This is a genomic window from Sorangium sp. So ce448 (assembly GCF_051520915.1).
Taxonomy (GTDB): Bacteria; Myxococcota_A; Polyangia; order Polyangiales; family Polyangiaceae; genus Sorangium; species Sorangium cellulosum_B.
The window spans coordinates 11,108,774-11,122,535 of sequence record NZ_CP150343.1 but is presented as its reverse complement, the minus strand read 5'-3'; the positions used below and the strand labels follow the sequence as shown (position 1 = coordinate 11,122,535).

Annotated in this window: 11 protein-coding genes; 5 read left to right on the top strand and 6 right to left on the bottom strand. The window is 70.8% G+C overall.

Features of this window, described 5'->3' with window-relative positions; genetic code table 11:
• Positions 1-81: 81 nt before the first annotated feature.
• From WMF45_RS42020 to WMF45_RS42005, 4 genes are all read left to right on the top strand, one after another.
• Entirely contained in the window at positions 82-1,074 is a 993-nt protein-coding gene (locus tag WMF45_RS42020) for a serine/threonine-protein kinase (RefSeq protein WP_437711963.1), read from the top strand.
• Entirely contained in the window at positions 1,071-2,441 is a 1,371-nt protein-coding gene (locus tag WMF45_RS42015; RefSeq protein WP_437711961.1) for a serine/threonine-protein kinase, read from the top strand. The genes WMF45_RS42020 and WMF45_RS42015 overlap by 4 nt, the downstream gene beginning before the upstream one ends.
• A 52-nt stretch (positions 2,442-2,493) precedes the next feature.
• On the top strand, positions 2,494-3,486 hold the full coding sequence (locus WMF45_RS42010; protein ID WP_437711959.1) for a hypothetical protein: 993 nt from the start codon (positions 2,494-2,496) through the stop codon (positions 3,484-3,486).
• A gap of 88 nt (positions 3,487-3,574) precedes the next feature.
• Positions 3,575-5,692 (top strand): ATP-dependent helicase, encoded by a 2,118-nt coding sequence (locus tag WMF45_RS42005; RefSeq protein WP_437711957.1) that lies wholly within the window; start codon positions 3,575-3,577, stop codon positions 5,690-5,692.
• Positions 5,693-5,719: 27 nt separating this feature from the next.
• Here WMF45_RS42005 and WMF45_RS42000 read toward each other — a convergent pair whose 3' ends face one another.
• Positions 5,720-7,384, bottom strand: a complete 1,665-nt coding sequence (locus WMF45_RS42000; protein WP_437711955.1) for a nitrite/sulfite reductase — start codon at positions 7,382-7,384, stop codon at positions 5,720-5,722.
• Between the two features lie 85 nt (positions 7,385-7,469).
• Between WMF45_RS42000 and WMF45_RS41995 the strand changes: the two genes are divergently transcribed.
• Positions 7,470-8,666, top strand: coding sequence for a trans-sulfuration enzyme family protein (locus tag WMF45_RS41995; RefSeq protein WP_437711953.1), 1,197 nt, complete (start codon positions 7,470-7,472; stop codon positions 8,664-8,666).
• A gap of 31 nt (positions 8,667-8,697) precedes the next feature.
• Here WMF45_RS41995 and WMF45_RS41990 read toward each other — a convergent pair whose 3' ends face one another.
• The 5 genes from WMF45_RS41990 to ctaD all read right to left on the bottom strand — a co-directional run bounded on the left by WMF45_RS41990 (position 8,698) and on the right by ctaD (position 13,753).
• A complete protein-coding gene (locus WMF45_RS41990; RefSeq protein WP_437545854.1) occupies positions 8,698-9,252 on the bottom strand; it encodes a response regulator transcription factor in 555 nt (184 codons plus the stop codon).
• A 7-nt stretch (positions 9,253-9,259) separates the two neighbouring features.
• A complete protein-coding gene (locus WMF45_RS41985; RefSeq protein WP_437711951.1) occupies positions 9,260-10,732 on the bottom strand; it encodes a sensor histidine kinase in 1,473 nt (490 codons plus the stop codon).
• 193 nt (positions 10,733-10,925) lie between these two features.
• Entirely contained in the window at positions 10,926-11,417 is a 492-nt protein-coding gene (locus WMF45_RS41980) for a cytochrome C oxidase subunit IV family protein (RefSeq protein WP_437711949.1), read from the bottom strand.
• Positions 11,418-11,432: 15 nt separating this feature from the next.
• Complete coding sequence (locus WMF45_RS41975; protein WP_437711948.1) at positions 11,433-12,119, bottom strand: cytochrome c oxidase subunit 3 family protein; 687 nt, start codon at positions 12,117-12,119, stop codon at positions 11,433-11,435.
• Positions 12,116-13,753 carry a cytochrome c oxidase subunit I gene (gene ctaD, locus WMF45_RS41970; protein ID WP_437711946.1) on the bottom strand — a complete coding sequence of 546 codons (1,638 nt, stop codon included), beginning with the start codon at positions 13,751-13,753 and terminating at the stop codon, positions 12,116-12,118. The genes WMF45_RS41975 and ctaD overlap by 4 nt, the downstream gene beginning before the upstream one ends.
• Positions 13,754-13,762 lie beyond the last annotated feature (9 nt).

The following is a 13,762-nucleotide window of genomic DNA, read 5'->3' as shown; positions in this document are numbered from 1 at the left end:
CTGCCACGAGAGCGACGATTCCCTTCCCGAACGAAGGCGCCGGCGCTCCGCCGCGCGCCCCCGCGAGGGAGGTCGACGGACATGGTGCAAAAGAAAGACGGACAGCCGCTGCCGGGGACTTCCTACCGTGTGCTCCGTCGGATCGGGGCAGGCTCGTGTTCGGAGGTCTTCGAGGTGACCGGGCGCCGCGGCCAGCTGCGCGCGCTCAAGCTGCTCCGCGCCATGCACGAGGGGTCGAGCGAGATCGGAGCGCGCCTCGTCCAGGAGGGGCGCGCTCTCTCGACGCTGAGCCATCCCCACATCGTGAAGGTCGAGGAGGTGGGCGTGACGAGCGACGGCCGGCCCTTCCTCGTCATGCCGCGCCTCTTCGGCGAGACGATGCGCGAGCGGCTCGACGCGCGCGGACCGCTCGCGACGCCCACCGCCGTGCACATCGCCATCCAGGTGCTCGGCGGGCTCGCGGCGACGCACCGCGCTGGCATCGTCCACCGCGACATCAAGCCGGCGAACGTCTTCCTCGCGCAAGCGAGCTGCGCCGAGCAAGGCGTCGCCGATCTGGAGAGCGCGCCCGGTGTGCCCGAGGCCGAGCACGCCGTGCTCATCGACTTCGGCATCGCGAAGGTGAGCCGCGAGGGGCTGGAGCCGTCGACGGGCTCGAACGTCCTCGGCACGCCGCGCTACCTGTCGCCCGAGCAGATCCGCGGCGAGGAGGTCGACGCTCGCACGGACGTGTACGCGGTGGGCCTCCTGCTCTTCGAGGCGATCACCGGGCGCGGTCCGTTTCCGGTGGTCGACTCGATGGCGGTGATGCGGGCGCACCTCAACACACCGGCGCCGCGGCTCCGCTCGCTCCTCTGGGTGCCTCCGGCGCTCGATCATGCCGTCGCGCGCGCGCTCGAGAAGGATCCGGGGCTCCGCTGGCAGACGGCGGACGCGATGGCCGCCGCGCTCGCGGAGGCGCTGGGCGAAGGCGGGGGCAGGGAGACGCCGGCTCACGGCGGAGCGGGGCGCGCCGCGCCGCCGGACGGCGAGCGCAGCGCGCGGGCGCACCTCGCGGTCGGAGCGGCGCGATGAGCGGCGCGTCCGCCGAGTGCTCCGGGGCGCGCACGCTGCTCTACGCGCGCGGGGTGTCGCTCGCGCCGAGGGCGCCTCTCGCGCGATCGCTCCGCGCGAGAGGCGAGGGCGAGCCGTCCGAAGGCGCGTGGCCGCTCCGCGCGCCGGGTGAGGGGGAGCCGCTCCCCGGCACACCGTATGTCGTGCTGCGCCTGCTCGGTCAGGGCGGCATGGGCGAGGTGTACGAGGTCGAGCACCGGGCGCTCGGCCGCCGGTTCGCGGTGAAGGTGCTGCACCGCAGCCACGCCGGCCGCAGCGATCTCTCGGCGCGCCTGCGCGCCGAGGCGCGCTCGATCGCCCGCCTGCGTCACCCGGGTCTCCCCGACGTGTTCGACCTCGGTGTGACCGACGGTGGTCGCCCCTACTTCGCCATGGAGCTCCTCGAAGGGCACGATCTCCGGACCGAGCTCGCGCGCCTCGGCGTGGTCGCGGTCCCGACCGCGCTCGACCTGGTCCTGCAGGCCCTGTCCGCGCTGTCGCTCGCGCACGCGGCGGGCATCGTCCACCGCGATCTCAAGCTCGAGAACCTGTTCCTCTGCGACGACGGCACGCTCAAGGTCCTCGACTTCGGCGTCGCGAAGCTCCTCCACGCCAGCGCCTCGCTGACCGCCCCGGACGCCGTCATCGGCACACCCAGGACGATGGCGCCCGAGCAGTGCGCCGCCCAGCCGATCGATCCGCGCGCGGACATCTATGCGATGGGCCTCGTCCTCTACGAGCTCGTCGCCGGGCGAGGCCCCTTCGACGAGCTGCGCGGCCGGGGTGACGCGCTCCGCATCGCTCACTGCGAGCGGGAGCCTCCTCCTCCCTCGCGCTTCGCGCCGCAGCCGATCCCGGCGGCGCTCGAGCGGCTGATCCTGCGCGCGATCGCGAAGGCGCCCGAGCATCGCTTCCAGACGGCCGCCGACATGGAAGCCGCTGTGCGCCGAGTGCACGTCCGGTTGCATGACGGATCGCAGTCGAGCGCCGGGCCGGTGGTCAGCGCGACCGCGCTCACCCCGACCGCGGCCGACGCCGTCGCGGCCTGCACGCCCGCGTGCGGCGAGGCATCCGCCGAGGCGCAGCGCCGACCGCTGCTCGCCGCGTCGGCCGGCGCCGCGCGCCTCTCGCGCCGCCCCAGGGCGCGCTCGACGCGGCGCTCACCTCCGGCGCGGCCCGTCGCCCGTGCGGCGTCGCGCGCCTGCGCGCTCGCCGCCTGCGCGCTCGCCGTCGCGTTGGCCGCGCTCGGGCTCGCGCTGGCGCAGCGCTGGATCGCGGCGAGCGAGCACGCCGCGCCCGCGCCGCCGTCCGCGCACGCCGGGGCGCAGGCGCGCTCGGCTGTAAGGTAGCCTCGTCGCGCCCGTTCTCTGGTCGACACCGCAAATGCGGAGTGGAGGGACCATGAACCGGATGCGACGGATCGGGCTGGCTTGTTTGGCGATATCGCTCCTCGCGGGCACCGCCGGCTGCGGCGGCAGCACAGCCGCCCGGCCGGCGGATTCCACGGCAAAGGGGGGACGCGCGATCACGGGCGCCCCCGAGCCCTCCGGCGCACAGGGGTTCCAGGACGGCGCCGCGTTCGACGAGCCGGGCGCGCCCGCCGCGCCGCCGTCGCCCGACGCCTCGCCCGCGGCGCCTTCGGCCGAGATCGAGCGGCCCTCCGCCACGGGCGGCGCCTCGCGCGCCGAGGGGGCGGCGCGCAAGGCGCCGAGCAGCCAGGTCGCGCCGGAGCCCATCGATCGCCCGGGCCTCGGCACCGAGTGGGGTGAGACGCGCGTGTCGCGCATCTCGACCGCGCCGTTCGTCCGGGCCGACGTCAACCGCCCCTTCGTTGTCGCGAGCCTGTTCTACAACGACGCCGAGGGCGCCCGCGCCATGGCGAGCGCGTCCGGCTTCCGCCGCACGTCGCCGCAGGCGTTCACCTTGGCAGGCGGCGCTGTCGCGGTCGGGCTCCGCGGCGAGGGCGGCGGCTTCCTGAGCGGCTTCGTCGCCGGCGAGAAGAGCCACGTCATCGGCGAGGCCGGCCAGCGCTACAGCATCGTGCTGCGCAACCTCACGCCGACCCGGATCGAGTGCGTCGTCTCCGTCGACGGCCTCGACGTCATGGACGGTCAGGCCGCGACGTTCAGCAAGCGCGGTTACCTGATCGATCCCCACGGCGAGCTCGAGATCGACGGCTTCCGCCAGTCCGTGGACACGGTCGCCGCGTTCCGCTTCGGCTCGGTCCGCGGCTCCTATGCGAACCAGAAGCACGGCGACACGAGGAACGTCGGCGTGATCGGCGTGGCCCTCTTCAACGAGCGCGGGACGACGCCCTGGACGTTCGACGAGGTCCAGCGCCGCCGGGAGGCGAACCCGTTCCCTGGGCAGTTCGCCACGCCGCCCGGCATCTGAGCCTTTCCATCGGGCATCTCGCGCCTCCTCCGCGCTCCGACAAAATCAAGCTCCCGCTCCGCCGCGCGCCGGGCTAGGCCACGGCACGGTGTCGGACTTATTGAACCCGTCTCAACGTGCGGCCGTCGAGCACGAGCTCGGGCCAATGCTGGTGCTCGCAGGCGCAGGTTCCGGCAAGACGCGTGTGGTGACCACGCGGATCGCCCGCCTCCTCGATCGCGGCATCCCGGCGCGCTCCATGCTGGCGATGACCTTCACCAACAAGGCCGCCGCCGAGATGCACGAGCGCGTCGGCAAGCTCGTCGGCTCCAAGGTCGCGCGCGAGCTCAAGGTCTGCACCTTCCACCGCTTCGGGCTCGACGTCCTCGGCGCGGAGACCCGCGCCCTCGGCCTGCGCGGCGGCTCCTTCGCCATCTTCGACCAGTCCGACGCCCTCGGCGTCATCCGCGAGATCCTCCGCGAGCTCCGCGCCGGCAAGAGCTACGACGTCAGCGCGATCCTCTCGCGCATCTCGAACGCCAAGAACGCGTTCCTCGACGCCGAGACCTGGGCCGAGGCGCAGCGGCAGAGCAAGGGAATCGACGAGTACGACGAGATCTCGATGCTCGTGTACCCGCGCTACATGGCGGCGCTGCGCTCGTTCCAGGCGTTCGACTTCGACGATCTCATCTGCGAGGTGGTCCGCCTCTGGCAGGCGCGCGCCGACGTCCTCGAGCGCTGGCGGATGCGCTACCGCTTCGTGATCGTCGACGAGTACCAGGACACGAACCGCGCCCAGCTGGAGCTCCTGCGCCTGCTCTGCGGCGAGCACCGCAACGTGGTGGTCGTCGGCGACGACGACCAGTCGATCTACGCCTGGCGCGGCGCCGACGTGCGCAACATCCTCGATTTCGAGGAGCACTTCTCGGGCGCGAAGGTCGTCAAGCTCGAGCACAACTACCGCTCCCGCAAGCCGATCCTCGACGTCGCGAACGCGGTGCTCGCCAAGTCCGGCGCCCGGCGGCACAAGAAGTCGCTCATCGCCACCCGGGTGGAGGGCGACAAGGTGCGGTCCATCATCTGCGTGGACCCCGACGTCGAGGCGAGCTTCGTGGCCACGGAGGCGCAGCGCCTCCTGGAGCGGGAGGCCGCGCGGCCGAAGGACATCGCCGTGCTGTACCGCTCGAACCTCCAGGCGGCCGCGATCGAGTCGGCCCTCAAGGAGCGGCAGATCCCGATCCGGATGATCGGCGGCCAGCAGTTCTTCGAGCGCAAGGAGGTCAAGGACCTCATCGCCTACCTCCGCGTCGCGCTCAACCCGGGCGACGAGATGTGCCTCCGGCGCATCCTGAACTACCCGGCGCGGGGCATCGGCGACGTCGCGGTGGCCAAGCTCGGCGCCTACGCGACGGCGCACGACGCGTCGCTCTGGACGGCGGTGTCGCGGCCGCACGCCGTCCACGAGCTGACCACCGCCGCCATCGAGGGCTGCCGCCAGCTGCTCCGGATCATCGAGGCCACGCGCGCGCGGTTCGAGCGCGGCGAGCCCTCCGCGGAGGTCGCCCGCGCGCTCCTCGCCGACGCCGGCTTCAAGGAAGACATCATGGCCGGCTCGTCCACGGCCAACGCCGCGGCGCGCCGCTGGGGCAACATCGAGGGCCTGCTCAACGTCTTCGCGCGCCGCGACGAGAAGGGGAAGGGGGACCGCGCGAGCTTCGCCGAGTTCCTGCGGCTGCTCGCCCTGCGGCAGGACTCGGAGGAAGAGGAGGCCACCGATCGGGTGACGCTCACCACGATGCACGGCGCGAAGGGGCTCGAGTTCCCGTACGTGTTCGTGATCGGCCTGGAAGAGGGGCTGATGCCTCACCAGCGCAGCCTCGACGAGCGCGCCACGGACGCCGCGCCGAGCGGCGCGGAGGGCGGCGACACGGGCGGCCACAGCATCGAGGAGGAGCGGCGGCTCTTCTACGTCGCGGTCACGCGGGCCCGCGATCGGCTCTACCTCACGCGGGCGAAGCACCGCGGCTCGCGCGGCAAGATGGTGCCGAGGACGCCGAGCCGGTTCATGCTCGAGATCCCCCCCGAGCTCCTGGAGGAGCGCGAGGAGCTCGCGCCGGTCGCTCCGGGGATGGAGAAGGTGAAGGCGGGCGCGGCCGGCGTGCTGGCCGCGCTGTCGATGAACCCGTTCGCAGGCGATCCCCCCCTCATCCCGCGCCGCCGCAGCTGAGCGGGGCGCGGGACGACGGGGGCTCGGTCAGAGGGCGCCCTCGGCGGCCGCGAAGCCGGCGCGGGTGATCTCCTGCACGCCCTTGCGCGTGACGAAGTCGCGGAAGCTCTCGCCCTCGGCGCGGCCGGCCATGTAGAAGCGCGCGATCGCGGCGATGACCTTGGGCGTCTCCTCCTCGGGGATGCGGCCGTCGAGGCGCTCGCCGATGCGGGCGTTCGGGCCGCAGCCGCCGCCCACGCGGAGCGAGTAGTGCGGGCGCTCGACGCCGTCCTTGCCCTTCACCATCAGGCCCGTCATCCCGATGTCCGCGACGTGGTGCTGACCGCACGAGTTCGGGCACCCCGAGATCTTGATGTCGAACTCGCCGAGCGCGCTGACGAAGTCGTCGGCCTCCTGGCGGCTGCCGTTCGGCACCAGGTGATCCCGGATGCGCGCGCCGACCTCCATGCTCTTCGTGATGGCGAGCGTGCAGTAATCGCCGCCCGGGCAGGTCACCACGTCGGTGATGTGCCCCGAGTCCGCCTCGGCGAGGCCGATCTGTGAGAGCTCGCGGTGCAGGTTGAGCAGCTGCCCCTCCGGCACCCAGCGCAGCACGAAGTTCTGGGTGTTCGTCGCCCGCACCTCGCCGTTGCCGTAGCGCCGCGAGAGGTCGGCCAGGCGCCTCAGCTGCTCGCTCGTGATGTCGCCGAGCGGCAGCTTGACCGTCGCCACCCGGTAGCCCGTCTGCGTCTGCGCGATCGTGTTGGTCCGCTTCCAGCGCGCGAACGCGCCGTCGCCGAGCGTCTCCCGCAGCGGCGTGAGCGGTGGCGGAGCGCTCTCCCGGTACCCGGCCACCTGCTCCGCCAGCTCGGCCGCGAGCGCGTCGCCGCGCTCCGCCTTGATGCGAGCGAACTCCTCGTCGATCCTGCGCAGGAACTCCGCCTCGCCGATCTTGCGCAGCAGGAACTTGAGGCGCGCCTTCTTCCGGTTCTTCCGCTCTCCGTCCCGGTGGAACACGCTCACCACGGCCTCGCACACCGGCAGCAGATCGGACTCCGGGATGAACTCCTTCCAGAGGTGCGCGATCTCGGGCGTCGAGCCGAGCGAGCCGGCCACGTAGACCGCGAAGCCGCGCCCGCGGTCGCCGATCTTCGCGAGGAGACCGACGTCGTTGATCATGATCTGCGCGTGATCGCGCGCGCTCCCCGAGAAGGCGACCTTGAACTTCCGCGGCAGCCGCCGGTTGTGCTCGTGGAAGAGGAAGTGCTCGGTGACCGCGTGCGCATAGGGCGTCACGTCGAACACCTCGTCCTCGACCACGCCAGCGAGGTGGGACGCGGTGATGTTGCGCAGCGTGTCCGCGCACGCGCCGACCGTCGTCACCCCCGCGCGCGCGAGCACGCGCTGCAGGTCGATCGTCTCCTCGATCTCCAGGTAGTGGAGCTGGATGTCCTGGCGGGTCGTGACGTGCGCTAGCCCGCGACCCCACCGCTCCGTGACTTCCGCGAGGGCTTCCAGCTGCGCAGCCGTTAGCTGTCCTCCGGGAATCTTGATCCGCTGCATGTGCTTCACGTGCGCGAGCTGCGCGTAGACACCCATGGCCAGCCGTAGAGGACGGAACTGGTCGGGGGTCAGCTCACCACGTTTGAATTTGGCGACGTTCTCGGCGTGTACGTCGATGGCCGCCGCAAGGCGCTCGACTCGTTGCGACATATCCGATGGTATTCCCTATATTTCCGACGCGTCAAGTGCGACAATTATCACGGTCGGTTCCACGTGGTATCCGGCCTCCAGCACCATGAAGACCGCTCTGCCGAACTCGACCGAAGCCGTGCACGCGGGCGTACTCCGCCAGCGCCCCTCCCACACCCTCGCGCCTGCGATCGCCCAGACGGCGACGTACACCTTTGCGAACACGGCGGACCTCGAGCGCTATTTCGCCGGAGGCGACGCGGATCCCGAGCGGCAGGAGTACGGCCGGTACGGCAATCCCACGGTGCGCGAGGTCGAGCAGCGCATCGCGGCGCTCGATCGCGCGGAGGACGCCCTGCTCTTCGCGAGCGGGATGGCGGCGGTGACGACCACGGCGTTCGCGCTCCTCAAGGCGGGCGACCACGTCATCCTGTTCCGCGACGTGTACCGCCGCACGCGGCAGTTCGTGATCAACGTGCTCTCGCGGCTCGGCGTCGAGCACACGCTGATCGACCCGGGCGCGTTCGATCAGCTCGAGGCGGCCATCCGGCCGCGCACCCGCTTCGCGCTCAGCGAGTCGCCGACGAACCCCTACCTCCACTGTATCGACCTGTCCCGCTTCGCCGAGATCTGCAAGAAGGCGCGGGTGAAGACGGTCGTCGATGCGACGTTCGCGACCCCCTGCAACTCCGACCCGATCGGCCGCGGCATCGACCTCGTGGTCCACAGCGCCAGCAAGTACCTGTCCGGCCACAACGACGTCCTGGGCGGCGCGGTCTCCGGCTCGAGCGCGCTGATCTCGCTGATCCGCGACATGCGGAGCGTGCTTGGGAGCATCATGGATCCCCACGCCGCGGCGCTGATCGGGCGCGGGATGAAGACGCTCGCGCTCCGCATCGAGCGGCAGAACGCGACAGGGCTCGCCGTGGCGCGCGCGCTCGAGGCGCACCCCGCGGTGGAGCGCGTGTTCTACCCCGGGCTCCCGTCGCACCCGGATCACAAGGTCGCGGCCGAGCAGATGCGCGGCTTCGGCGGCGTCGTGAGCTTCACCGTGCGCGGCGGGCGAGAGGCGGCCTCGCGCGTGGTGGACGGGACGCGCATCGCCGCGATCGCCCCGAGCTTCGGCGGCGTGGAGACGCTCATCGAGCAGCCCTGCATCATGAGCTTCCACGAGCTCAGCGACGAGCAGCTCGCGGCGATCGGCATCTCCCCCGCGCTGATCCGCCTGTCGGTCGGCATCGAGGAGACCGAGGACGTCGTGAGGGACGTCCTCGGCGCGCTCGACGCGCTCGGCAAGCCCTAGCCCCGGCCCGCCCGGGAGCGCCGGCGCGCGGCTAGCCGAGCTTCTTCAGCTTCCGCTGCAGCGTCCGCCGGTCGATCCCGAGCAGCTTCGCCGCGGTGGCCACCACGCCGCCCGACTCCCGCAGCGCGGCGCGGATCGCCTCGCGCTCGAGATCGTCGAGCTTCAGGCTCCCCGGCGGCGGCGTCGGCGCCGCCGAGGCCGAGGGCGGGGGCCGCTGGCGCTCCCGGAGGCTCGCGGCCTCGCGCAGCAGCTTGTCCGCGTCGATGGGCTTGCTGAGCAGCGTGTCGGCGCCCTCGCGCATCGCCGCCACCGCGAGCGGGATGTCCCCGAACCCGGTCAGCATCACGATCGCCGCGTCCGGCTGCAGCTTGCGGTACTGGGCGAGCGCGCTGAGCCCGTCGCCGCGCGGCATGCGGTAGTCGATGACCACGAGGTCCACCGGCTCGTACTCGAGCGCCACGAGCCCCTCGTCGATCGTCGCCGCGGTCCTCGCCACGACCCCGCGGCGGCGCAGCGCACCCTGCAGGGTGGTGCGGAACGCGTCGTCGTCGTCCACGAGGAGCGCCGTCTCGATCCGTCGCGTCATCTTCACCTCAGGCGGCCCCGGAGCGCTTCAGCGCGCCGGGCAGATCCGCGTCCATGGGGCCCGTGCTCCCGTCGAGGCGGAGGCGCAAGGTCGCCTTCGCGCCGCCGGTCTCGACGCTCTCCATGCGCAGCACCGCGTTCATGCGGGAGGCCATCATCGAGCTGATGTAGAGCCCGAGCCCCATGCCTCCCTGCTCCATCTTCGTCGTCTGGAACGGCTCCCCGAGCCGCCCGGCGATGTCGGGGTTGAGCCCCGGCCCGTTGTCGGAGACCGCGATCTCGCAGACGTCGCCGCGCTCGACGACGCTCACCTCGATCCGCGGCTCGGCCGAGTCCGCCGTCGCCTCGGCGGCGTTGGCGAGCAGGTTGACGAGCACCTGGCAGAGCGCCGGCCGCAGCACGTCCGCCTGCACCGGCCGCGGCGTGTCGAACGCGAGCTCGCCGCGGTAGCCGAGCCGCGCGAGCTCGACCTTCGCCAGGTCGCGCACGAAGCGGGTGAGCTCGAGCGGCTCCAGCCGCTGATCGAGCCGGATCTGGCCGCGCATCAGACCGATGATGTCGCTCGCGCGCCGCGCCTCGCCGGCCACGGTCTCGGCCATGCGCGCGGCGTCCTCGGAGCCCGTCTCGCGCGCCACGTCGACGAGATCCTTGCTCGCGAGGAGGATCGTCGCGAGCGGCGTGCTGAGCTCGTGCGACATCCCGCCGACCATGCGCCCGAGCATCGCCAGCCGCTCGTTCCGCTGGCTCTGCTGCCGGAGCTCCTCGAGCCTGTGCGCGTAGACGACGACGAAGAAGCCGAGGAACAGCGTCAGCGACGTGAGCGACACGAGGTCGCCCAGCCGCCGGATGCGCTCGCCGCCGAGCGGCGCCGCGTCGAGCGGCAGCGGCGTCGCGTACGTGAGCACGGCGATCGCGGCCAGCGTCAACAGGCCCACGAGCACGGTCGTGCGCCGCGGGCAGAGCAGGCCGGAGAGGGCGATGTGGAAGGCGAGGAAGACGGCGAAGGGGTTCGCCAGCCCGCCCGAGAACCAGAGCATCCAGGCGTTCGCGATCACGTCGCCCACGAGCTGGGCGCGCGCGTGATCCTGCGCGGGCTCGCGCGCCGAGGGCTCGCCCCCGTCCGGCCGGCGCGCGCGCCCGACCCGGATGGTCCAGGCGACGTTGGCCGCCGCGATCGCGGCGATGCCGACGATCAGCGGAGCGAGCCCGAGGTCGGGGACGAGCTTCCTGCCCGCGACCGTGGTCGCGATCATCCCCGCGATCGCCCCCCACCGCAGCTGGATCAGCCACCTGTCGGCGGTGTCCCAGGACGGGGGCTTCGGCCCGGAGAGCAGGACCGCGAGCCGCCGGCGCGCCGCCGGGGGAGCGCTGCTCTTGGCGGGGTCGTGCCCTGCGTCAAGCGACCATGGCTGGAAGGAGGAGTGCATCCGCGCGCGGACAGGGGGGCTTTCCAGGGCGCGGTCGAGGCGTCCGGCGTCCATCCCGGAGCAACCTTCCGACGTTGCCTTGCATCCGGTCCCTTGTACCGCGCACGAAAGCCGCGAGCACGCGCGAGGTGCGCCCCGGCCCACATCCGAGGGGTGTCAGGAAAAACCCCAGCGAATACCGCGACTTGTAATTGTTGGCTGAATTACGTTCGGCCTCGCGCCGGCGGGGCGCTCGGCCCCGGGCCGGTCACTTGGCCTGTTCGGCTGCGTTGCCGTGCTGCGCGGGCGGCGGCGGCGCCTTGTGTGCCCGCTTCATCCTCCAGTCGTCGGCGGCGCGCTTGCCGTCGAACGGCGCCTTGATGTCCGCCGGCCGCTCGGCCTCGATCCCCTCGGCCCGGCCGCGGTTGGCCGTGTCGAACATCGTGAAGCCGATGAAGATCGCCAGGAAGATGAGCGACGACGCGAAGATCAGGGTGTGGAACTTATGGTCCCACTTGAGGTGCATGAAGATGAGCGCCACGACGCCCGCCTTCGTCGTCGCGATGAGGATCGCGATCGCCAGGTTGGCCGCGCCGAGGTCGACGTAGCTCGCGCCCACGGTGACGACCGTGAGCACGAGCAGCGCGAGCCACGTGGCGATGTAGACCTTGAGCGGCAGGACGTGAGGCACGTGGTCCGCGCCGTGACCATGGCCGTGCCCGTGCCCGTGCGCGCCAGCTGCTTCTGCGTGTGTCGACATGCTGTCCTCTAGGCCTCAGCCCACCAGGTAGAGCAGGGGGAAGAGATAGATCCAGATGAGGTCGACGAGGTGCCAGTACAGCCCCACCCCTTCGACCGGCGAGTAGTAACGGCTCGAGAACTCACCGCGCAGGTTGCGGATGAGGATCCAGGTGATGAGCCCCATCCCGATGACGACGTGCAGCCCGTGGATGCCCGTCATCATGAAGTAGATGGCAAAGAACGTCCCCGCGTGGGCCGTGGTGAAGCCCTGGGCCGTGAAGTACTTCCCGGGCAGGAGGCCGTCGTGGAACTTGTGCTGGTACTCGAAGTACTTGATCACAAGGAACACGGCCGCGCAGAGCAGGGTCACCACGAGCAGCCGGGTGGTGGTCTTCTGGTCGCTCCTCTGCGCAGACCGGACGGCGAGCGCCATCGTCAGGCTGGAACAGATGAGCACGATCGTGTTGATGCCGCCCATCACCTTGTCGAGGTGATGGTGGGCTTCCACGAACGAGTCGAAGAACCAGCCCCGGAAGATGGCGAACGCGCAGAACAGCCCGCCGAAGAGCAGGATCTCCGTGACCAGGAAGAGCCAGATGCCCATCCTGCCGGCGTCGAACTGCGTGTCGGCGGAATCGAAATGATGGGCGACGTGGAAGTCGGCAGACAGGGCGGTGCCTGCCTTGTTCGGCCGGTCGGCGGCCTCGGCGTGCGCGCTCATGCGTTCTCCGTGTTGAAGTCGTAGGCGCCCTTGGTCACGACCGGGGTGCGGACGAAGTTCTCGGTGATGGGCGGGGAAGCGGTGGTCCACTCGAGGCTGAGGCCGCCCCAGGGGTTCGCCGGCGCCGGCGCGCCGGAGCGCAGCGAGCGGATGAAGCCGATGAACATCAGGAGGAAGCCGAGGCCCAGGATCCACGAGCCCACGGTCGAGAAGGCGTGCAGCGGCTGGAACTGGTCCAGGTAGTTGTAGTAGCGGCGCGGCATCCCGCGGCTGCCCAGGACGAACTGCGAGAAGAACGTGACGTTGAAGCCGATGAAGATGAGCGCACAGGCGACGGCGGCGAGCTTCTCGGAGTACATCTTCCCCGTCATCTTGGGCCACCAGTGGTGGAGCCCGCCCATGAAGGCGATGACGGTGCCGCCCACCATCACGTAGTGGAAGTGCGCGACCACGAAGTACGTGTCGTGCAGGTGCAGGTCGACGCTGAGCATCCCGAGGAAGACGCCGGTGAGCCCGCCGATCGAGAAGAGGATGAGGAACGCCAGCGCGTAGAGCATCGGGGCGTTGAAGCTGATCGAGCCGCGCCACAGCGTGGCGGTCCAGTTGAAGACCTTCACGCCGCTGGGGATGGCGACGAGGAAGGTCAGGAACGAGAACATGATCGCCGCGAACTCGCTCTGGCCGGAGGTGAACATGTGGTGGCCCCACACGAGGAAGCCGACCAGCGCGATGGCGATGCTGGAGAACGCGATCGCCTTGTAGCCGAAGATCCTGCGCCGCGCGTGGACGGCGATGAGCTCGCTGATGATGCCCATTCCCGGCAGGATCATGATGTAGACGGCCGGGTGGCTGTAGAACCAGAAGAAGTGCTGGTAGAGCACCGGGTCGCCGCCGAGCGCCGGATCGAAGATGCCGATGTGGAACGCGCGCTCTGCGATGAGCAGCAGGAGCGTGATGCCGAGGACCGGCGTGGCGAGGATCTGGACGATGCTGGTCGCGTAGATCGCCCAGAGCATGAGCGGCATCTTGTACCAGCCCATCCCGGGCGCCCGGAGCTTGTGCATCGTGACGATGAAGTTCAGCCCCGTGAGCACGCTGGAGAAGCCGAGGATGAACACGCCGAACGTGACGCTCAGGACCGACGTCGTGGTCACCGTGCTCGAGTACGGCACGTAGAACGTCCAGCCGGTGTCGATGCCGCCCGTGACGAGCGACGACAGCGTGAAGAGGGCGCCGATCCAGTAGAGGTACAGGCTGAGCAGGTTCAGCTTGGGGAAGGCGACGTCCTTCGCGCCGATCATGATCGGCAGGAGGAAGTTGCCGAGCGCGCCGGGGATGCTCGGGATGATGAACAGGAACGTCATCACCGCGCCGTGGAGCGTGAACATCTGGTTGTAGGTGTTCGCGCTCATGAGCGTCTCCTTCGGCGTCAGGAGCTCGAGCCGGAGGATCAGCGCGAAGAGCCCGCCCATCGCGAACGCGATGAACGTGCTGATGAGGTACATCAGGCCGATCCGCTTGTGATCGACCGTGGTGAGCCACGACATGATCCCGCTCTGGGCCCGGATGTAGTCCGTTCCATGGCCGCCGGCGGGTGCCGTATTGACGTCGAGGGTTGTTACGGTCTGCGACATGACTGCTTC